Below are 19,791 nucleotides of genomic sequence, written 5' to 3' on the forward strand. Positions count from 1 at the left end.
GCACGTCCGCCGAGCAGCGCAGTGCTCAGGTCGTCAGGGGACTCAGGTCGTAGCGGGCTGTTCCTCGCTCCGAGCCGGTGCGAGCGACCCACGACGCTCCATCACGGCGGTGCCTGCGGCGCCCGCCAAACCGACCAGCAGCAACGCCAGCCACGGCACCCACCGTCCCGCCGGTGCGGCGAACTCGTCGAGCAGCGCTCCGGCCATCCAGCTCACGCCGGCCGCGGCCAAGCTGGAGACCAGGTAGTAGAAGCCGTAGTAGGTACCGGTCAGCCGCTCGCTGCCCAACTGCGGCAGCAGTTCCATCGCGAACGGGTTCGTCATCGCCTGACCGACCGTGAACAACACGGTGGCCACCACGACCGGCACGAACGCCACCACCGGCCCGGCGTGCTCCGGCAGCATCGGCGCAGCCAGCGAAACCGGCACGAAAGAGCCGCCCATGCAGCACAAACCGATGACGATCGAGCGGCCCGAACTCCACCGCCCGCGGCACCACTCGGTGATCCGCACCTGCCCGAACACGCCGATCAGCGTGGAGATCCCGAACACCACCGCGACCGACTGCGAGAACCCGGAAACGCGCTGCGCCTCCAGCGGCAAGGTCAGGTACAGCTGGTTGTAGAGCGCGAAGTACGCCGACAGCGACAGCGTGAACGCCACGAACCGGCGGTTGAGCACGACCTCGCGCCAGCTGCCGAGCACGCTCTGCTGCTGCTTCTCGACCTCCCGGTGCGGCAGCACGAACAGCTGCGCCGCGGTCAGCACCGCGAACGCCACGCACGCCACGAGCGCGATCAGCCGGAAGTCCACCGTCAGCAACAACGCGCCCAGCAGCGGCCCGACCAGCGTGCCCGCGTGCTGGAACACGTTGAACACGGCGAAGACCTCGGCGCGGCGCTCCCCCGACTCGTGCATCAGGTAGGTGCGCACCGCCGGGTTGAACAGCGCACCGGCCAGCCCGGTCAGGATCGCCGCCGCGAACAACCCGGGCAGCGAGGTGAACACCGCGAACAGGCCGAACGAGACGATCCGCAGCGCACAACCCGCGATGATCATCGGACGGCAGCCCAGCCGGTCCGCCGCCGTGCCGCCGAGCAGGAACATGCCCTGCTGGCTGAGGTTGCGGACGCCGAGCACCAGCCCGACCACCGCGGCGCCGTAACCGAGCCGGTCGCTCATGTACGAGGCCAGGAACGGCATCAGCATGTAGAAGCCGACGTTGATGCCGAACTGGTTGATCACCAGCAGCTTCGCCGCCGGGGACAGCCTGGCGAACGCGGCCCTGTTCATGACCGCTCCTGCCCGCAGACCGGGCACTCCGACCGTGCCGCTCGCCGGGTACACGGATCCACCACTCGGTGCGACCTCCTCCATCCAACCGGACCGTCCACATCGGACGAGTCCACGTCCTGCGGTGCCACCGCCGAGCCGGTCAACCCGTGCTCGGCGCGGAAATCATCGTCGTAAATCGTGTGCCAGTAGCGGTGCGGACCATCCGGGAACACCGCCGCGACCCGGTCGGAATCCAGCTCCCGCGCGCACCAGGACGCCACCAGCGCGACCGCGCCGGTGCTCCAGCCACCGGTCACGAACGCGTCCGCGGCCAGCGTGCGGCAGCCGTGCACCGCCTCCGCGGCGCCCACCCAATGCACCTCGTCGAACACGCCGTAGTCGACGTTGTCCGGGTGGATGCTGCTGCCCAGCCCGCGCATCAGCCGTTTCGCGGCGGGGTCGCCGAAGACCGTGGAACCGGCCGCATCCACCCCGACGACCCGTGCGTCCGGTCGGTGCGTGCGCAGCACCTGCGCGATTCCGGCGCTGTGCCCGCCGGTGCCGACGCTGCACACCACCGCGTCCACGTCACCGAGCTGATCCAGCAGCTCATGGCCGAGCTCGTGGTAGCCGGTGACGTTGTCCGGGTTGTTGTACTGGTCCGGCCAGTACGGATCAGGCAACGTGCGCATCAGCTCCCGCACCCGGTCCAGCCGGGCGCGCTGCCAGCCGCCGCGCGGATGTGGCTCGCGCACCAGCTCCAACCGGACGCCGTGGGCGCGCAGCAACGCGCGAGTCATGTCGTCGAGTTCGTCGTCGGCCACGATCACGACCGGGTGCCCCATGGCCGAGCCGACGCAAGCCAGCCCGATGCCGAGCGTGCCGCTCGTGGACTCGACCACGGTGCCGCCAGGCGCCAGCTCGCCGCGGCTGCGTGCACCCGCAAGCATCGAGCGCGCCGCCCTGGCCTTCATGCCGCCGGGCGCCGTTCCCTCCAGCTTCGCCCAAAAACCCGGGTGTGCGAACGAAATCGGTGTGCGCACCCGAAGCATCGGCGTGTTGCCGATGAGATCGATCGCGGACTCGCACCTCGGGGCCACCGGAGCTCCCGTCACGGTCACGTCCGCCCCACCTCGTAGCTGTAGAGCGTGCTGGAATCACCGGTGAGCCAGAAGAACGGATACGGCTCCGCCGACAACGCCTGCACCGGAGCGCCGAGCAGTTCGCGCAGCACGGCCGCTCCGGTCTGCGCGAACATCGTCAGCGGCAGGTTCCGGTGCAGGCAGCGATCGGCTATGTCGTCGAAAGTCCCATTGCCCAGCACCATTCCGGATGCGACCACGGCATCGGCGTCCGCCACCGCCCGCGCGTAGTCGTCCACGACCGGTTCGCCCCATTCGGTCCGGCCGCCTTTGAGATCGCAGGGCACGTAGTCGATACCGCGTTCCCGCAACGCCGAGAGCAACGAATTCACCACGCCGATGACCGCGACCCGGCCACCGTCCGGAACGCGGGTCAGCGCGGCGACGGCGCGAGCGCGCGCCATCGACTTCTCCAGCGAACTCCCAGCGGGAACCACGACTTGACGCGCACGCGGATCCGTCGCGTGCGGCGCGGCGAATGCCAAGTAAGCGTCCAGCGCGGCCACGCGGACGGCAGGTTCCGGGTGCGCCAGCAATTCGCGGACGCTGCGCCCCACGGCGTCCTGGACGACCTTCTCATCGACCGCTCCCGGCTCGACGGCGCAAGATCCCACCGCGGCGCCCACCCGGACGCTGACCACGGTGTTGACGTAGCCCGTGCTGCGGCCGGTGTGCTTGGCCGCCTGCACGGTCAGGAACCCGACGGCGGCGTGCGCCTCGGACGGGTCCGTTCCGGCGGCGACGGCGAACTCGCCGTCGAGGGCGCGCTGGACCACTGCGTCCAGGAATGAGGTGTTCGGCGTGACGGCAGCAGGCACGTGTCTCCCCGGGCTGCAAAAGGAAATGGCCGGATCAGCTCAGGACGAGCTGAATTCGCGAGACCGCACGCGGTGATCGGTGGGAAAAGCGCTGAACCGGCACGCTGCACCGAGCAGGAGCACCTGAAAACCTCCTCCGGGGCTCCGCGACCCCGAGCGAATCTCGCACGACGGCGCCAGTGTCCTGGCTCGTGGATCAGCGCCGCGTCTCCGGCCTTCCCACCGGAATTCCGGCGGTGGCGTCGGTGGAGACCGGCTCCCCACTCACAGTGGCGGGACCGCGCCGGACTCGCACCGGCTTCCTACGCACCGTCGTCTGAACGCCTGAGAAGTTCGCAGCACACGGGTGCGCTGTCAAGGCCCGTGGTGCGCACGATCACGCACCGGACTTTCCGGCAGCGATTTTCAACGACGCGTGCAGAACGCGCTGACCAGCGCGTTGCGGATGTGCCTGCGAGGTGACGAGCACCGCGGCGGCGGAACCGCCACGGCTGCGCGCCACCGGGATCAGCGCAACGGTCTGTTCGGATCGCGCCTCCTGCGGGCGGTCAGGAACAGGAACGAGCCGGGACCGCTGGAATCCACGATGTCCAGCCCGGCCGCGGTCAGCACCGCGGAAAGCCGTGCGGGATCGAACGAGCGGATCCCGAAAACCTGCTCGTGCCGCCGTTGCAACCACCGCTGGAACGGACGCTGCGCCCATCGGAAACTGCTCACCGTGAACGTCCCCGCCGGGTGCAGGCAGCGTGCGACCTCGGCGACGACCTGCTCGACGTCCGGCAGCAGGTGCAGCGCGTCCGAGCAGTTCACCGCGCCCAGGTAGCCGTCCGGGAACGGCAGCGCCCTGGCGTCTCCCTCGGTGAACCGCGCGCCCGGTACCGCCGATCCGGCCGCATCGAGCGCGACCCGGGACAGGTCCAGTCCGACCACCCGGTCCGGGCCGAACTGCTCGGCCAGCACCCGCGTCCAGCGGCCGGTGCCGCACGCCAGATCGAGCACCGGACCGGGCGCGGCCCGCAGGTTGCGCCGCAGGTAAGCGTCTTCGTCCCGAGTGGTCACCAAGTCTTCCCAGTTGCCGCCCAGCAGGTTCCGCACCGCGGGTCGGACGACGTCCTCGTAGTGCTCGGCCACTATCGGGTCGTGCTCCAGCAACTCGCGGTAAGCGCAACGGACGTCGGTCTCGGGCAGCGGCACCGAAAAACCGGCGAGGTCCGGCCATCCCACCGCGTGGTGGATCTCGTGTTCGGCCCGCGCCCCCAAGTACGCGAGCAGCGCCATAGTTTCCGATCGCCACAGTTCGGTCAGCTCCGCGGGTCCGCGCGGACGTTCCGGAGGCCGCTCGGGAGCGGGACGCCAGTGCACCGGCGACGGCCACGCGCGGCCCAGCCCGGCCACCGAGCCCGGCTCGCCCGGTCTCGGCGCGGTCAGGCACCGGCGCACCCGGCTGATGTCCTCCTCGTCCGCGCACCGGCAGACGGCGGGCAGGATGCGGCTTCGTTCCTCCGGAAGGTGCGCGAGCAGATGAAGCAGTGCGGCGCGCAGGGCCGGGTCGGTTTCGGCCGACAACAGCACCGAAAGGTGCGCTTCCAAATCCCCGCGGACGGCATCGCGCACCTGCTCGGCGAAGTGCGGGCGGGCGCGGTCCTCGCCGGCGAGCAACCCGAGCAGCAAGGCCACCCGCGCGCGGTTGGGATGCGGCCGTCCATTGATCACTCCGGTCAGCCCGACCACGTCCACCGGCCCTGCCGAGGCAGGGTCGAACAGTTCCCGGACGAGCCGGGCGAACGCGGGATCGGCCCGCGTCGGGTCGTCGTCGGTCAGCGCGGCGCGCAAGCCGCAAAGCCGGCGGCCGCCTCGTTGCATCGGTAGCAGTGCCTCGTCCCGTTGCTCGCCCGTGCGCATCGCCTCGACTCCTTCCTGCTGTCGCCGGTGCCGCCTTGGCATCGCGTGGATTTCGTTGCGGCGCGGTGCGATTCGGTGCTCTCAGCTGCGCTGCTGGACGCACTGCGCCGGACGCGCCGGTACCGCACCGTCCGCGGAGGGCGAACCGCCGGGCGTCGTCGCCCAGGTCGGTCGATGAGGATTTCCGTTGCCGTGCAAGGGATCCGGACAGGGATGGTGCGCGACGGCGAGCACTCCGAGGTCCGGTCGTCGACGAATCGCACGGTCCCGGCCCACCGGCCCGGTACGTCCGGTGCTGCGGATGCCTTACGCGAGCACCGCGGCCGGGCCAGTGGTGTTCCGGCGGGCCGACGCGGCCGGCTCCGGGGGAACGAGGCAGTCCCGCGGCGGTCTGCCCACGCTCCATCATGGATCAGCGAGCCCGGCCGCGGCGACATCCGAACGCGTAATTCTCCCTGCCCGCCTTGAGCGATCCGTCGCGGCAGCGAGATCACGGACGGTCATGGTTTGCGGATCGACGAATTGGGCTCAGGAATCGAGCATCCCTCGTTGGAGTGCTCTCCACGATCTTGCTTGCCCATCCACCCACGACGCTGCCAACATGGATCTCGAGCGATCACCACGGCATCGCATCCTTCGGGAACATCCGCCTCTTCGGCTGTTCGTGGAGTTCACCCCCGGACAATCCGTTGCGGCGCAACGAGATTCCGCGATGTGCGTGGTGCACACAAGAGTTGAGGAACATCCGGGCGACAGGGCCTTCGCTCCAGCACGCACCGCCTGCCGCGACCTCCTTCCGGGCCACCACCGGCCGATCGTCCGCGCGACGTCTCCGCCGATGCGGCACCGGATTCATTGTCCATCGTGGACAGAGGACGTCGACGGGAGAAGCGGACATGCGCACGCCCCGAACCAGCCGCACGCACCGGCCCGGACTTTCCGGGATCGGCACGATCCCGACCGCCTGGGCTCGCCTTCGCCGACGATCCGGAGCCGACTGCAGCTTCCGCTCGATCACGTTGGGGGAAGCCCCGGCACGTCGCCGGTACCGCCAGGAGCTTCGAGCCGGCGCAAGACGGCCGCCGGACCTCCGAGGAACAGGCGCAGCGATGCGGCTGTCGATCCCTGCCATCCGGAGCAGCCCAGGGCCACCGGGAGGAGCACACCCATTCAGCCCTGTAGCCGCAGCGGTCGACCACCGCACGGAACACGCTGCGACAGCGGCCGCTGCTCCATGCGAGCGACCGCGGACCTCCCGTTCGAGTGCACCTCCCGCGGACCTCTTGGCCACCCGATCGAGTTCTGGTTGCCTGCCTGACGCGAGATCATCTCCAAGCTGCGCCCCGCAGGGGCACGACCACCCACGCCGACCTACGACCCAGCCGGGACACCGTCGAACGGACCCCTCGCCTGGGCCGAACCCGAACCGAACCGACCGGCAGGTCGAAACCGCCCGGTGCGGCGGAGGAAGGACAGGTGCGCACGTGCAACCGTTCCAGCTGCCCGAGTTCTACATGGCTCATCCGGCGAGGCTGAACCCGCACCTGCAGCGCGCCCGGCGGCACAGCAAGACCTGGGCATACGAGATGGACATGATCGACGTCCCGCAGCAGGGCGTCCCGATCTGGGACGAGCAGGACTTCGACTCGCACGACTACGCGCTGCTGTGCGCCTACACCCACCCGGACGCCGACGGCGAAGCGCTCGACCTGGTCACCGACTGGTACGTGTGGGTCTTCTACTTCGACGACCACTTCCTGGAGCTGTACAAGCGGACCCCGGACATCGCGGCGGCCCGCGAGCACCTCGATCGGCTTGCCCTGTTCATGCCGGTGGACGGCGCGATCACCGAAGAACCGCGCAACCCCGTGGAACTCGGCCTCGCGGACCTGTGGAGCCGCACCGTCCCGGCCCGCTCCGCGGACTGGCGGCGCCGGTTCGCCGAGAGCACCCGCAACCTGCTCGACGAGTCGCTGTGGGAACTGGCCAACATCAGCCGGGACCGGCTGTCCAACCCGATCGAATACGTCGAAATGCGGCGCAAGGTCGGCGGCGCCCCGTGGTCGGCGAACCTGGTCGAGCACGCGGTGAACGCGGAGGTGCCTGCCGAGATCGCCGCGACCCGGCCGATGGAGGTCCTGCGCGACACCTTCGCCGACGCGGTGCACCTGCGCAACGACCTGTTCTCCTACGAGCGGGAAGTGCTCGACGAAGGCGAGCTGTCCAACGGCGTGCTGGTCTTCGAGCGATTCCTGGACTGCTCGACGCAGCAGGCCGCGGACGCGGTCAACGACCTGCTCACGTCCCGGCTGCACCAGTTCGAGCACACCGCGTTCACCGAGGTGCCCGCGCTGTTCGAGGAGCACGCCGTCGATCCGGGCTCCCGCGCCGGGGTGTTCGCCTACGTCAAAGGGCTGCAGGACTGGCAATCCGGCGGACACGAGTGGCACATGCGCTCCAGCCGCTACATGAACGAGGACACCCGCGAGGACCCGGTGCCTGGTACCGACCCCACGGCTGACGGGCAGGTCCTGGGCGGGCCGACCGGACTGGGAACCTCGGCGGCACGGATCGCGGTGTCCCTGGCGCAGACGGCGCCGCAGCGGGCGCGCAGCTTCCAGCACGTGCCCTACGAGCGAGTCGGCCCGACACCACCGCAGAACATGCACATGCCGTTCACCGCGCGCTCGAATCCCAACCGGGAGCACTCCCGCGAGCACACCGTCGAGTGGGCGCACCGCATGGGCATGTTGGACGGGGTGGTGTGGGACGAGCGCATGATCCGCGACTTCGATCTGTCGTTGTGCGCCTCCGGCATCCACCCGGACGGCGCGGCCGAGGAACTGGACCTCAGCACCGACTGGCTGAGCTGGGGCACCTACGGCGACGACTACTACCCGGTGATCTTCGGGCGCACTGGCGACTTCGCAGGCGCGAAAGCCTGCACCGAGCGGTTGCGGTCGTTCATGCCGGTGGACGACACCCCTCCCCCGCTGCCCGCCAATGCTCTGGAACGAGCCCTGAGCGATCTGTGGGTGCGCACCACGGCCGAGATGGATCTGGCGGCCCGCCGCACGTTCCGCCGGGCCATCGAGGTGATGATCGACAGCTGGCTCTGGGAACTCGGCAACCAGCTGCAGAACCGAATTCCGGACCCGGTCGACTACGTCGAGATGCGCCGCCGGACCTTCGGCTCGGACCTCACGATGAGCCTCTGCCGGATTTCGCACGGGTGGGCCGTGCCACCGGAGATCTACCGGACACGCACGATCCAGGCCATCGAGAACTCGGCCGCCGACTACGCCTGCCTGCTCAACGACGTGTTCTCCTTCCAGAAGGAGATCGAGTTCGAAGGCGAACTGCACAACGGGATTCTGGTGGTGCAGAACTTCCTGGACTGCGATCGGGAGCGTGCGGTAGGCGTCGTCGTGGATTTGATGAACGCCCGGATGAGCCAGTTCCAGCACGTGGTGGCCGAGGAATTGCCGACGTTGTTCGAGCAGCACGAACTCGACCAGGACGCGCGGGATGCCCTGCTGGGCTACGTCGAGGAGCTGCAGAACTGGATGTCCGGGATCCTCGTATGGCACGCCGGGTGTCACCGGTATGTGGAATCAGCTTTGCGGCACCAGCCGGCAGCGGCACCGGTCGTCGCAGCCACGGTGCTCGGCGGGCCCACCGGACTGGGCACCTCGGCAGCGCGAATCGCCGCCGAACTCGGCACCGCTGCGGGCTGACGAGCCGCTCCGCGTCGTTGTCGAACCACAGCGTCGCGACCGGACTTCCCGCTCTCTCATCGGACCGGACACATCGACCAGCCATCGGAGGTTGATCAGAAGTACCGGCATCGGCCGTTGATCTTCGCGATTTTCCCGACCCGCTCTGCGAAGTGATCTCGGCGGTCCTTGCCGAACCCGACTGCGGACGTTGAACCGGGCCCGGTCGTGCGGCGATCGGCGCGCACCCGTCGCGACCGGGCCCGGGAGCACGAAGACGTCATCAAGACAGTGCGCTCTCCCAGCACCACGACGTGCCGATTGCTGCGGCGTCCTTTCGCGCCCGCTCACCAGCCTCATCGGGAGACTGTGTCCGTACGCGTGCGTCCGTACGCGCGCGTGCGGGAAACGCTCGCTCACGGCCCTGGCGGCGACGCCCGAATTGCATTAAATCAGTCGTTTGACTTATCGACATCGGTACGAGTTAACTGGTCACCCCAGTCGTCTCCGGAGGAGTCGTCGTGAGCTCGGATGCCGAAGGCGCGCCGAAGTTCGCGACCGCCGCGCACTCCTGCCCGGACCGAGCGGTGGTCGAGCCGCAGATGGCGCGCAAGGCGCCGCCGCGGCGGCTGCCATCGTTGGAGTTGCCGGCGGCGGGCCACGATCGACCTGCCGGCGGCGGATCGCAGGAAGTACCGATTCGGTGGTGACCATGACCCGCAAGACCGCCCGTGCCGAACGCGCCGACGCGACCAGGGAGCGGATCCTGTCCGCGGCCGAGCGGCTGTTCGCCGAACACGGCCTGTTCGCGGTTTCCAATCGCCAGGTCAGCGAGGCGGCCGGGCAGGGCAACAACGCCGCGGTGGGCTACCACTTCGGCACCAAGACGGACCTGGTGCGCGCGATCGTGCGCAGGCACAACGACGACATCGAACAGCGGCGGCTGGGCCTGGTCGAGTCGGTGGGCGAGTCCACCGAAGTCCGGGACTGGGTGGCCTGCATGGTCCGCCCGACCACCGAACACCTCGCCGACCTGGACGTGCCCGCCTGGTACTCCCGGTTCTGCGCGCAGGTGATGACCGATCCGGGCTTCCGTTCGATCATGGTCGAGGAGTCGCTCGGCGCACCGTCGCTACACCGGGCCCTCGCGGGGCTGAACCGCTGCCTGCCCGACATGCCCGCGGACGTGCGAGCGGAGCGGTTCGACATGGTCCGGCAGCTGATGGTGCACATCCCTGCCGAACGCGAGCGCGCGCTCGACGAGGGCACCACCACTCCCCGCGCCACCTGGTACGAGGCGGCGACCGGGCTGATCGATGCGATCACCGGATTGTGGCTGGCTCCGGTCAGCGCACCCCGTTCCCGGGCCGGCGACGGAGAGCACGCGTGAAAGTCACCGCAGACGAGCGCAAGTGCTGCGGATCCGGACAATGCGTGCTGCTCGCGCCCGAGGTGTTCGATCAGCGAGACGACGTCACGCTGCTCGCCCCGAGCCCGTCGAAGAACAGCACGAATCGTGCGCGAAGCGGCCGACGTCCGCCCTGCGGCGCCATCGAGGCGCACGGTTAACGGGCGGCCGGTGCGCTCACCGCACGCACGGCAGCGGCCCGCAGCCCGCTGACCCGACCCGGCTGAAAGCATCAGCGTGCAGCCGAGCTCAGGACATCGGCATCGTGTAGCAGACGGCGGTGCCGCTCAGTGCCACCGTTCCGTCGTCGCGGGTGACCGACACGTCCAGGTGCGTGATCGGCTTGTCCTCGCGGACTTCGGTGATCTCGACCCGGCCGGTGATCCGGTCTCCGGGACGCACCGGTGCCTGGAAGTCGAAGCGGGTGTTCAGGAACACCGATCCGGGGCCGGGCAGTTCTTCGGCCACGACCGCGTTGAGGATCGCGCTGGTCACCCCGCCCTGCACCACGATGCCGCCGAACCTGGTGGCCGCCGCGGCCTGCTCGTCGTAGTGCAGCGGATTGCGATCCCCGCTGATTTCGGTGAACCGTTCGATATCGCGGTCGGTGACCTCCCGCGAGAGCTCTGCGCTGGCGCCCACCTCGGGCGCCCCCTGCGGCCAGCTTGAACCCATCGCCGTTCCTCCCGATCGTCACTCGTTCACCCCGGAACCCTGCCCGGTAGTCCTTGCGGTGGCGCATACGGGTCATGTTCGGGCGAGCACGTCGCGCGACCCGGTGTAATCCCGCACCGGTGCCGATCATGGCTGCTAGAACTGCGCCGGGGGCACGATCGACACCGCCGAGATCGAAACTGGGGGACCGGAAGTGGACTTGAACGGGAATCTGCGTCGGATCGCGCTTTTCGCCGGTCACAACAGCTTCGAGGTACGCGACTCGCACGCGGGCTATGACTTGGCGGGTATCGACGACACCGCGAACGACCTGCAACGGGACCGGATCTCCAGCCGCGACGGGGTGGTCAGCGTGGGGACCGCGCGCCGCCGGCGGGTGCCGGTCGTGGTGGAGATCAGCGCGCACGCCCCCGCCGACGACCTCGACGGCTGGGATCACGTCGCGGAAACCAGCGTGGACGTCGACAGCGGGCGGATCCTGGTGCTCGGCGGTTCGGAGAGCCAGTGCGGTGCGGCGCGGTTCGACCTGCCCGCCGGTACCTACCGCGTCCGCGTCTACAGCGAAGGGTTCGCAGCGTTCGACGAGGACGCCTACCGCGTCGTGCTCTGGCCGGGACGCGCCCGCGCGACGACCGTGCTCAAGCGCTTCACCGGCGAACCGGCAGGTGGGTGAGTGACCGGCCGACCGGGGCGGAGCGTGCCGCGGCGTACATTTGACAGGTGCGGGCGCCCGGCGGCGCCGCGCATCGCGACAGTCCGACCACCGGTTCCGCCGGCCGCAGCACCGAGAGAGTTGATCGGGTGAGTGCCCCCACGGTGACCTCGCAGACCCGCGACGAGGGGCACTCCCGCCGACTCCGCATTCCGGGCGCCGCAGGCTGGGTGCGGACGGGGGTTTCGGTCGCTTCCGGCATCGCCCTCTACGCCGCGAACCCGCCGCGAGACCTCTGGTGGCTGGCCCCGCTGGCGTTCGCGCTGTTCGCCGGGACGGTGCACGGTCGCCGCGGCCGCGCCGGGTTCGGCCACGGGGTGCTGTTCGGCGCCGCCTACATGCTGCCGCTGCTGGGCTGGATCCAGGACTTCCTCGGTGCCCAGTTCGGCCCGTGGCCGTGGCTGGGCGTGGTCCTGGTGGAAGCCGCGTTCTTCGGACTAGCCGGTGCCGGGATGGCGCTGGTGAGCAGGCTGCCGGGTTCGGCGGTGTGGATGGCGGCGGTGTTCGTGCTGGCCGAGTCCCTGCGCGGCAGCTTGCCGTTCGGTGGATTCCCGTGGGGACGGCTCGCGTTCACCCAGCCCACCGGTGGGCTTCTGCCACTGGCCTCGGTAGGCGGAGCGGCGCTGGTGACGTTCGCGGTCGCGCTCGTCGGCTGCGGACTGGCCGAGCTGGTGCTGCGGGCACGAGACACGCGCAAGCGGCTCATCGCCCCCGCGGCGGCCGTGCTCGTGCCGGTGATCGCCGGCATGTCGCTGTGGCCGACGGTCGGCACCCAGCCGCAGGCCGGGACGGCGCGAGTGGCGCTGGTGCAGGGCAACGCGCCGAACATCGGCCTAGATCTGCTCTACGCCGACGACACGCTGCACGACAACCACATCCGTGGTGCCCGGCAGCTCATCGCCGACGTGCAGACCGGGCGCGTCGCCCGCCCCGATCTCGTGCTGCTGCCGGAACAGGTCGGCAACTGGGGACCTACCCGCTACGACCCCGAGCTGAGCCGGATCACCGACCAGCTGGGCGTGCCCGTCGTCGCCGGCGGGTTCGCGGTGGATCGGGACGGCTCGTTCCGCAACCGCATCGTGCAGTTCGACCCGGGCAGCGGCGCGGGCGCGGAGTACGCCAAGCAGCACCTCGTCCCGTTCGCCGAGACCATCCCGATGCGCTCGGTGGCCCGCCTGGTCAGCCCGTTCGTGGATCGCTTCCAGCAGGACATGGTCCCCGGTGCCGGGCCGGGCGTGCTGGATTCCGGACCGGTCCGGCTCGGCGTGGGGCTGTGCTACGACGTGGCCTACGACGACGTGTTCACCGGAGCGGCACGGCAGGGCGCCACGCTGCTGGCGGTTCCGACGAACAACGCCTGGTACGGGCATTCCGAGATGAGCTGGCACCACCTGGCCATGTCCCGGTTGCGCGCGGTGGAGACCGGGCGGGCCGTAGTGGTTCCGGCGACCAGCGGCGTCAGCGCGATCATCCGGCCCGACGGCGTGATCGCCGACCGGACCGGCCAGTTCACCGCGCAGAACGTCAGCGGCGAGGTGCCGTTGCGCACCGAGCGCACCATGGCGACCTCGCTCGGCGGCGCCCCCGGGTGGGTTCTGTCCCTGCTCGGAGCGGGTGCGCTGGTAGCCACCGGCCTGCGTCGCCGCCGCAGCGCCAACGCGCAGCCCGGCGGCGGTGACGATGCGCACCCCAGCGGCGACGACGAGGCGCAGCCCGGCCGCAGTGACGATGCGCCGCCCGACCACAGTGACGATCCGCGGCCCAGCCGCAGTGACATTGCGCGGCCGGGCCGCGGCGACATTGCGCGGCCCAGCCGCGGCGACGACGAGAACTGACTGGCACACCGGTCACGCGAGCGGTCCCTGGGGGACGCGCGTGACCTCGAGGAGGAGCGGATGACGAACCGGCACGCCCCGGATGGGAAGGGAGTGCCCGGCACGACCCTCGTGGTTGTCCCCACGTACAACGAGCGGGAAAACCTGGAGCCGATCGTGCAGCGCCTGCACGCGGCACTGCCAACGGCGCACGTACTGGTCGTCGATGACGGCAGCCCCGACGGCACCGGCGACCTCGCCGAACGACTCTCGGCCTCCGACGAGCGGGTGCACGTGCTGCACCGCGCGGGAAAGTCCGGCCTCGGCGCCGCCTACGTCGCCGGTTTCCACTGGGCGCTGGACCGCGACTACGCGGCCGTGGTGGAGATGGACGCGGATGGCTCACACGCCCCGGAGGACCTGCCCAGGCTGCTGGCGATGCTCGGTGCGGAGGGGGCGGGCGCCGACGTGGTGATCGGCTCCCGCTACGTCACCGGGGGGCGCGTGCTGAATTGGACCTGGCAACGCCAGTGGCTCTCGCGTGGCGCGAACATCTACTCGAAGCACGCGCTGGGCGTGCCGGTCAACGACAGCACCGCCGGCTTCCGCGTCTACCGCAGGGACGTGCTGGCCGCGCTTCCGCTGGAGGACGTCGCCTCGCAGGGCTATTGCTTCCAGGTCGACCTGACGCTGCGCGCCGTGGAAGCCGGGTACGTCATCGTGGAAGTTCCGATCACCTTCAGCGACCGCGAATTCGGCGACTCCAAGATGAGCGGCGACATCGTGCGCGAAGCCCTGCTCCGGGTGACCCGCTGGGGCGTGCGCCGCCGTGCCGCCCAGCTCTACGAGCTGTTCAACCCGCAACGCTGATCGGTGCCACCGCGGCGCGGACCGCACAGCACACGAAAACGCCTGGGCACCCCCGCACGGGGCTTGACCCAGGCGCTCGATGTGCTCGCCCGCGGCATCGCGGGCGCAGCTAGTGCTGCTCAGGCGGAGTGGCTGCGCCGGCCCCGCAGCACTTCCAGCCGCTCGTTGAGCAGTTCTTCCAGTTCCGGAATGCTGCGGCGCTCCAGCAGCATGTCCCAGTGGGTGCGCGGCGGTTTGGCCTTCTTCTGCTCGGGCTCCGAACCATCGATGATCTTCGACTCGGTGCCGTGCAGGCGGCACTCCCAAGTCGGCGGGATCTCGGCGTCGTCGGAGAACGGCACCTCGAACTCGTGGTCCTTGGAGCAGGCATAGCGCACCGTCCGGCGCGGTGCGAGGTCGTGATTGCGGTCGGTCTCGTAGCTGACCGCTCCGAGCCGGCTGCCACGCAGAACGCGATCGGCCATGACGGTTCCTTTCCTTCGGCCCGGCGCAGGTCCGGACGGGTTGTGCTCACCGAGTGCAACGACGGACGTCCCGCTGCCTGTTCCCGGCGCAGGGATCCATGTCGCGGTCGGTGACGTTATTCACTCGTCAACGAGATCGTCCCCTCTAGAGATCCATCGGGCCGCGTTCGCGACGTGTTATCCCTCGCGCAACCTAGAGGTCGATCTGAACGGGTGATAGTGCCAGAGCAGCTATCACTTAGGGCAACTTAACCAGCACTCTGTAGCAGGGATTGGGGGCGAGATCACGTGCCGCTCCGACACGAGCCCCGCCACCTCGATCACGTTATGTAGCCACCCCCTCGGCAGTGAGCTCGCGACACTCCGTACTGGCATATTCCGATGTTGCCGATGACGATAACCGAGCGCATCACCGACATGGCGGAACCTGACGAGTAGTTCAGGGGCGGTTCACAACCGTTCCGGAGCCGTGTTGCCGACCGCCTCGATGGCCCGGCGCACCGGCACCAGCGACACCAGCACGAGCCCGACCGCGAAGAACACCACCAACGAGACGATCGCCAGCCGGAACGAGCCGGTGGCCTGGCCGACGCCGGCGAAGACCAGCGGGCCGAGCCAGGACGTGGACCGCTCACCGACCTCGTAGAGGGAGAAATACTCGGCCTCCTTGCCCTCCGGCACCATCTGGCTGAACAGCGAGCGCGACAGCGCGTTGGTGCCGCCGAGCACGAGACCGATGCCGACCGCCAGCCCGTAGAACTGGAACTGCTGACCGGACTGCACGAAGTAGGCCGCGGCCAGCACGACGATCCACACCACCAGGCTCACCAGGATGGTCTTCTTCGCCCCGATCCGACTCGCCAGCACGCCGTGCAGGACGCCGCCGATGAACGCGATGAACTGCACGATCAGGAAAGTGATGATCAGCGACTCCTGCGGCAGCCGCAACTCGAGATCACCGTACTGGGCCGAGACCTGGGTGACCGTGGCGATGCCGTCGGTGTAGATCATGTAGGAGCCGAGGAACGCCAGCGTGAGCGGGAACGCCCGCGCCTGGCGCAACGTCCCGGCCAGCTGCCGGAACCCGGCGGTGATCACCGCGACGCCGCGCTCATCGCCGGTCGGCTCGTCGTTGCCGTGCACCGGCCGGCCGCGCAGCGCGGCCAGCGGCAGCAGGGTGAACACCGCCCACCAGACACCGGCGGAGACGAAGATCCATCGAACCGCCGCGCTCTCGCTGAGCCCGATCGCGTCGTGCCCGAGGTAGAGCAGCAGGTGCAGGGCGAGCGCGCAGCCACCCCCGAGGTAGCCGAACGCCCAGCCGCGCGAGGAGACCCGGTCGCGCTCCTCGGTGCTCGCGATCTGCGGCAGGAACGAGTAGTAGACGACCACCGAGGCGCCGAAGCAGATGTTCGCGGCGATGAACAGCACGATGCCCAGCCGCCAGTTCGAGCTGCCGACCAGCCCGAGCAGGGAGGTCGCCAACGCCCCGCCGAAGGCGAAACCGGCGAGCATGGTGCGCTTGCCGCGGGTGCGGTCGGCGATGGCGCCGGTGATCGGCAGCACCAGGACCTGCACGACGGTGGCCGCCGACAGCAGGTAGCCCCACAGCGAACCTGCCGGGAACACCAGCCCCAGCACCGAGACGTCGCAGTGCACCAGCGAGTTGCCGCCGGGGCACGCACCGGGGCCGTTGCGGGCGAGGTCGGCGGTAGCGGACTCGGTTGCCACGCCCGTCAGGTACAGCGAGAGGAACACCGTGGTCACCGACGTCGGGAACACCGAGTTGGCCCAGTCGTACCAGCACCATCCCCGCTGCTCGCGGCGCCGGCCCGCGGTGTCCGGCGCGAGACCGCCCAGCACGCTCATGCCTCTCCGTCCAAGTGCTCACTCGTTTGGGGGTAACGGGGACTGTATCGGCCGCCGATCAGGCTCGGCCCGCGGTGCGCCGGTCATGATCAGCGCACGGCGTCGCAGCAGGTCACGGCTGATCCGGAGCGGAGCGCGGCTGCCTGGTCGAGGCGCTGGCGTCCCAGTCGGCGCCGAGGCGTTCGCGCAGCACCTCCCGCAGCAGCTCCGGCCGGTCGGTGACCAGGCCGTCGACGCCGAGATCCAGCAGTTCGCGCATCCGCGCGGGCTCGTCGACCGTCCAAGCGTGCACCTCCAGTCCCCAGCGGTGCGCCAGCCGCACGAACCGCGGGTCCACCACTCGCAGCGAGCCGTGCCGCGGCGGCACCTGCGCGGCCCACCCGGCGACCCTCGATCGCAGCCCCCAGCCGCCGTAGCGCGAAGCGCTCCACAACGTCGCGGCGGTGCGCTGCCCCATCGAGGTCAGCAGCCGCTCGTCACCGAGCCGCCGCAGCTCGCGCAACCGGCGGTCGTCGAACGCGGCCAGGCACACGCGGTTCCAGGCGTCGTGCCGCCGCAGCACCTCCAGCACCGGACGCACCGCGGAGTCGTGCTTGACGTCGACGTTGAGCAGCGCCTCGGGCAACTCTTCCAGCACGTCGTCCAGCCGCGCCACCGGCTCGCGACCGCCCACGCGGGCCGCGCCGACCGCCGACCACGGCAACCTGCGGATCGTGCCGCGGCCGTCGGTGGTGCGGTCCAGGCTCGGGTCGTGCGAGATCACCACGACCTCGTCGGCGGTGGCGTGCACGTCCGTTTCGATGTAGCGGTAGCCCTCGGCGACGGCGCGGCGGAACGCGCTCAGCGAGTTCTCCATGCCGTCCAGATCACCGAGGTGCCAGCCCCGGTGCGCGAAAGCGCGTGGCCAAGGACCGTGCAGGAACGGGTGGGTCACGGGGACTCGAGTCCTTTCACGAACCATGGGACGGGCGATCGCAGCGCTCCCACTCTGCCCGACGACGTCGATCTCGGAGAACCCGCACCGGCGTGGCATCGGACCGACCGCCATCCGGCGGGGTTACCGTTACGCGCCGTGGAGAGCCTGCCCGCGAAGGATCCATCCGCCCGGCGTCCGTCCGGACGCCAAGACCGGCACTGCGCGTGGTGCGGCCGCCGGATCGCTTCGGCCGGACGGCAGGGCAGGCCCCGGTTGTACTGCACGCAGTCGTGCCGCCAGCGGGCCTACGAACGCCGGGGGGCGGTGCAGCGCACCGGTCTGCCGGAGGATGCGGTGGTGCTCTCGGCGGGTGAGGTCGCGGATCTGCAGGACCGGTTGTTCCAGTTGCGCTGCGCCGCCGAGGACGTGGGCACCGCCGCGGAGGACGGCGCGGACGCCGAGGAACTTCGCAAGATGGCCGCGCAGGTCGTCGCGGTGGCCACCGAACTCGAACGGATTCGCTGAGGCGGAACGGGATCCGGGACCGAGCACGGTGTCCCTCGGCTCGCCTGCCGATCTCGCGCACCAGCTCGATCGCACGGCCGGTGCCTGCTCGCGCTGTGGCCGCAGCGACGACCCGGCGAAGGCGCCACATCCGCGGTGACGGTCGAAATGCGTCGCCGGAAGGTTCGTTGTTGAATTGCGCATCAAGCTGGCTCGCGACGGAAATCGTCGAACGCGACGCATTATCCGGACTCCACGGACGTGCGACGAACCGCTCATCATTTCCGGTTGTCGAATTGCTCGGACATGGACGAATGAGCACTCAGAGTGCACATCGATCCGAAGATCCACTCTTTGCGGTATTCGCCCTTGCGCGAGGATGATCGTCGCGGCCAATCTGGAGGCACTGACCGAACCGTCGGCCCGCCACCGACCCGCCGAAAGGCACTCACCGCCGAGCAGCGGCGGCGCGGAAACTTCCCGGGCAGCAGTACCGCGACGGGCGAGCACCACCGGCTCACCGGCCGATTCGGACAGCACTGGGAAGAACTGCGCGGGAAGCGGCACCGAGGACCGAGTCCTTCTCGGTCCGCAACCGCGCGCGGTGCGTCACTACGCGAAAGGTCCGAGCACCGATGACCACTGGTACCGACACCGGGACACCGCCCTTCGCGGATTCCTCCATCAGCGAGCTGCTCGCCGTGCCCACCGCCGAACGGAACGACGAATGGCTGCGCGGCGCATTGCAGGCCGCCGTGGAGCTGGAAATGTCCACCATCCCGCCCTACCTGTGCGCCCTGTGGTCGATCAAGGCTCCGGAGGATCCGTCCTCGGCGGTGGCGGCGGAAACGCTGCGGCACATCGCACTCGACGAGATGTTCCACCTCGCGGTGGTGAACAACCTGCTGGTCGCCGTCGGCGGACGGCCCCGGCTGCGCGGCCGGGCGCCGACCTACCCGGGCCCGCTGCCACGCGGGATCGTTCCGGGCCTGGTGGTGCATCTGCAGGGGCTGACCAGGGGATCCGTCGGCGACGTCTTCATGGGCATCGAACGCCCCGAGGACCCGCTCGCCCGCGACTACGACACGGTCGGGCTGTTCTACGAGGCCCTCATCGAGAACTTCCGGCACTACACCGGAACGTTCCGGCCGGAGAACCAGCGCGAGATCTCCTTCGGCGGGCACGCACTGCCGATCGTGCACACCACTGAGCTGGCGATCGACCTGCTGGAACAGGTCAAGGAAGAAGGCGAGGGCACCGCGACCAACCCCCTGTACGGCGACGAGCTGGCGCACTACTACCGGTTCGGCGAACTCGCGCACGGCAGGCGGCTGGTGCGGATCGGCCCGGGCGACGAGTGGGCTTGGGCGGGCGCCGAGGTGCCGTTCCCGGAGTGGCAAGTCGACGTGTACCCGATGGCCCAGCTGCCCGGCGGCGGCTGGCCGGAGCCGCTGCCGGAGGAGGTGCAGCGGCCGCTGCGGGCGTTCGGCCGCACCTACGCGGAGGTCCTCGACCAACTCGAACAGGCGTGGAGCGGCAACGAGCAGGCGCTGCCCGATGCCATCGCCGCGATGCGGCGTCTCCAGCAGCCTGCGCAGGAGTTGATGCACCAGCCCTACCGCGGCGGTTCCTACACCTACGGCCCGGATTTCCGACCGGTCTCCTGAACGCGGAAGGGCCAGCGCTCAGGTGTCGGACCGCTGCTG

The 19,791-nt window shown here is 69.8% G+C and carries 16 protein-coding genes and 1 riboswitch; of the genes, 8 read left to right on the forward strand and 8 right to left on the reverse strand.

The features are described 5' to 3' along the window. Positions 1 to 42: 42 nt before the first annotated feature. The 4 genes from INP57_RS08405 to INP57_RS08420 form a co-directional block, all read right to left on the reverse strand. Positions 43 to 1,293, reverse strand: a complete 1,251-nt coding sequence (locus tag INP57_RS08405; protein WP_200069536.1) for an MDR family MFS transporter — start codon at positions 1,291 to 1,293, stop codon at positions 43 to 45. Then, positions 1,290 to 2,396 (reverse strand): PLP-dependent cysteine synthase family protein, encoded by a 1,107-nt coding sequence (locus INP57_RS08410; RefSeq protein ID WP_307849966.1) that lies wholly within the window; start codon positions 2,394 to 2,396, stop codon positions 1,290 to 1,292. The genes INP57_RS08405 and INP57_RS08410 overlap by 4 nt, the downstream gene beginning before the upstream one ends. Beyond that, complete coding sequence (locus INP57_RS08415; RefSeq protein WP_233627182.1) at positions 2,393 to 3,235, reverse strand: hypothetical protein; 843 nt, start codon at positions 3,233 to 3,235, stop codon at positions 2,393 to 2,395. Before INP57_RS08415 ends, INP57_RS08410 begins: the two co-directional genes overlap by 4 nt. A 155-nt stretch (positions 3,236 to 3,390) precedes the next feature. After that, a riboswitch (cobalamin riboswitch) is annotated at positions 3,391 to 3,564 on the reverse strand. Positions 3,565 to 3,742: 178 nt separating this feature from the next. Beyond that, complete coding sequence (locus INP57_RS08420) at positions 3,743 to 5,137, reverse strand: class I SAM-dependent methyltransferase (protein WP_200069537.1); 1,395 nt, start codon at positions 5,135 to 5,137, stop codon at positions 3,743 to 3,745. Between the two features lie 1,484 nt (positions 5,138 to 6,621). Here INP57_RS08420 and INP57_RS08425 point away from each other — a divergent pair. From INP57_RS08425 to INP57_RS08435, 3 genes are all read left to right on the forward strand, one after another. Continuing rightward, entirely contained in the window at positions 6,622 to 8,874 is a 2,253-nt protein-coding gene (locus INP57_RS08425) for a terpene synthase family protein (RefSeq protein WP_200069538.1), read from the forward strand. A 500-nt stretch (positions 8,875 to 9,374) separates the two neighbouring features. Further along, positions 9,375 to 9,563 (forward strand): hypothetical protein, encoded by a 189-nt coding sequence (locus INP57_RS08430; protein ID WP_200069539.1) that lies wholly within the window; start codon positions 9,375 to 9,377, stop codon positions 9,561 to 9,563. 2 nt (positions 9,564 to 9,565) lie between these two features. Then, the gene (locus INP57_RS08435; RefSeq protein ID WP_200069540.1) at positions 9,566 to 10,243 is read left to right on the forward strand and encodes a TetR/AcrR family transcriptional regulator; all 678 of its coding nucleotides are present in this window, start codon (positions 9,566 to 9,568) and stop codon (positions 10,241 to 10,243) included. A gap of 267 nt (positions 10,244 to 10,510) precedes the next feature. Here INP57_RS08435 and INP57_RS08445 read toward each other — a convergent pair whose 3' ends face one another. After that, on the reverse strand, positions 10,511 to 10,936 hold the full coding sequence (locus INP57_RS08445) for a MaoC family dehydratase (RefSeq protein WP_200069542.1): 426 nt from the start codon (positions 10,934 to 10,936) through the stop codon (positions 10,511 to 10,513). Between the two features lie 199 nt (positions 10,937 to 11,135). On the opposite strand from INP57_RS08445, the gene INP57_RS08450 reads away from it, so the two are divergent. The 3 genes from INP57_RS08450 (at position 11,136) to INP57_RS08460 (ending at position 14,332) form a co-directional block, all read left to right on the forward strand. Next, complete coding sequence (locus INP57_RS08450; RefSeq protein WP_200069543.1) at positions 11,136 to 11,609, forward strand: hypothetical protein; 474 nt, start codon at positions 11,136 to 11,138, stop codon at positions 11,607 to 11,609. 128 nt (positions 11,610 to 11,737) lie between these two features. Then, entirely contained in the window at positions 11,738 to 13,483 is a 1,746-nt protein-coding gene (gene lnt / locus INP57_RS08455) for an apolipoprotein N-acyltransferase (RefSeq protein WP_307849967.1), read from the forward strand. A 60-nt stretch (positions 13,484 to 13,543) separates the two neighbouring features. Beyond that, positions 13,544 to 14,332, forward strand: coding sequence for a polyprenol monophosphomannose synthase (locus INP57_RS08460; protein WP_200069544.1), 789 nt, complete (start codon positions 13,544 to 13,546; stop codon positions 14,330 to 14,332). 119 nt (positions 14,333 to 14,451) lie between these two features. On the opposite strand, the gene INP57_RS08465 is transcribed toward INP57_RS08460, so the two are convergent. The 3 genes from INP57_RS08465 to INP57_RS08475 all read right to left on the reverse strand — a co-directional run bounded on the left by INP57_RS08465 (position 14,452) and on the right by INP57_RS08475 (position 17,626). Further along, positions 14,452 to 14,796 carry an RNA polymerase-binding protein RbpA gene (locus tag INP57_RS08465; protein ID WP_200069545.1) on the reverse strand — a complete coding sequence of 115 codons (345 nt, stop codon included), beginning with the start codon at positions 14,794 to 14,796 and terminating at the stop codon, positions 14,452 to 14,454. Positions 14,797 to 15,246: 450 nt separating this feature from the next. Further along, a complete protein-coding gene (locus tag INP57_RS08470) occupies positions 15,247 to 16,665 on the reverse strand; it encodes an MFS transporter (protein WP_200069546.1) in 1,419 nt (472 codons plus the stop codon). 112 nt (positions 16,666 to 16,777) lie between these two features. Beyond that, a complete protein-coding gene (locus tag INP57_RS08475) occupies positions 16,778 to 17,626 on the reverse strand; it encodes a glycerophosphodiester phosphodiesterase family protein (protein ID WP_200069547.1) in 849 nt (282 codons plus the stop codon). Between the two features lie 120 nt (positions 17,627 to 17,746). On the opposite strand from INP57_RS08475, the gene INP57_RS08480 reads away from it, so the two are divergent. Together INP57_RS08480 and INP57_RS08485 are read left to right on the forward strand one after the other, a co-directional pair. Then, entirely contained in the window at positions 17,747 to 18,106 is a 360-nt protein-coding gene (locus INP57_RS08480) for a hypothetical protein (RefSeq protein ID WP_200069898.1), read from the forward strand. A 614-nt stretch (positions 18,107 to 18,720) separates the two neighbouring features. Further along, positions 18,721 to 19,752, forward strand: coding sequence for a ferritin-like domain-containing protein (locus INP57_RS08485; RefSeq protein ID WP_200069548.1), 1,032 nt, complete (start codon positions 18,721 to 18,723; stop codon positions 19,750 to 19,752). Positions 19,753 to 19,791: the final 39 nt, after the last annotated feature.

It is taken from the genome of Saccharopolyspora galaxeae (assembly GCF_016526145.1).
Taxonomy (GTDB): Bacteria; Actinomycetota; Actinomycetes; order Mycobacteriales; family Pseudonocardiaceae; genus Saccharopolyspora_C; species Saccharopolyspora_C galaxeae.